This window comes from Portibacter marinus, assembly GCF_021533195.1.
In the GTDB taxonomy this organism is placed as follows: Bacteria; Bacteroidota; Bacteroidia; order Chitinophagales; family Saprospiraceae; genus Portibacter; species Portibacter marinus.
This window is the reverse complement of record NZ_JAJNKB010000064.1, coordinates 1-1,050: the sequence shown is the minus strand read 5'-3', so window position 1 is coordinate 1,050 and position 1,050 is coordinate 1. Positions and strand designations below refer to the sequence as shown.

Below are 1,050 nucleotides of genomic sequence, written 5' to 3'. Positions count from 1 at the left end.
CCGTTCTCAGTAATGCAAAAAGCATCATTGTTACGAATAAATACGAACTATTATTTTAACTTTATGGTTAATGAGAATAATTAACTTAGGAGTTTTAACAAAACACATTAAGAAAAATCGAGGGAACACTAAGCTTGTAAAAGAGATCAAGGATTTAGTACAAACGCTTGAAACCTCTAATTGGTTTAGTGAGGAAGATATCAAAAAAGTACGCCCAGATGCGGATCGAGTAAACCCAATTGGCTGTTACTTCTTTAATATCCATTATGATAGAACTCTGATTCTTATTGAAATAAATAATGGAGAAGCAGAAATTTTATGGTGTGGATCTCATCAATCTTACGATAGGACATTCAAAAACAATAAGGTTACGATCAGAAGATGGCTTTTAGAAAGAAAAATTATAAAGAAATGAATCAAGAATTCGATTTAAATGAACTACTTCAAAAAGGTAAAATAACAAGCGAACTTGAATTACAACGAGCTACAATGGCTCAACGAAAATTACGCTTATATTCAAATGAAATTGAAAATTCGGAGTCTAAACGCCAACGACTTGTAGACATGATTGAGCAGTATGAAAGCAAGTATTGGTCAGATCATAATAAAGTAACAGATCAACAAGTCATTGAAAGTGATGAAGCAGAGGAATCAGTTCTAAAAGAGATCAACTTCATAGATAGTCGAAAAAAACTAATTAGATCCAGATTGAAAAAATTAGGTATAAACCAACAGGAATTTGGAATCATCTTAGGTCATACAAGCAAATCGTATATGTCTGAATTGATGAACGGAGTCGTCCCATTTACATTGAAAGACTTAATAGTAATCAGCAAATTACTAAAGATCAAATTAGATAAACTGATCCCAATAGAAATAAATACATATGAAAAAATAAAGATTGAGAAGTCAATTGAGAAGCTCAATCATCCACAACTCAAATTTGATAGAGAAAAATTTTCAATAAGTGTTTAAGGGGGCACTACTGAGAACACTATGCATGAGTGAATATTTCGCTATCGCTCATACTCACCATGCAATTCACCGTTA

General features: G+C 32.0%; 2 protein-coding genes. Both read left to right on the top strand.

The features are described 5' to 3' along the window. Positions 1-70 precede the first annotated feature (70 nt). A complete protein-coding gene (locus L2567_RS20960) occupies positions 71-415 on the top strand; it encodes a type II toxin-antitoxin system HigB family toxin (protein WP_235299824.1) in 345 nt (114 codons plus the stop codon). Then, the gene (locus L2567_RS20955) at positions 412-975 is read left to right on the top strand and encodes a hypothetical protein (RefSeq protein WP_235299823.1); all 564 of its coding nucleotides are present in this window, start codon (positions 412-414) and stop codon (positions 973-975) included. Before L2567_RS20960 ends, L2567_RS20955 begins: the two co-directional genes overlap by 4 nt. Positions 976-1,050 lie beyond the last annotated feature (75 nt).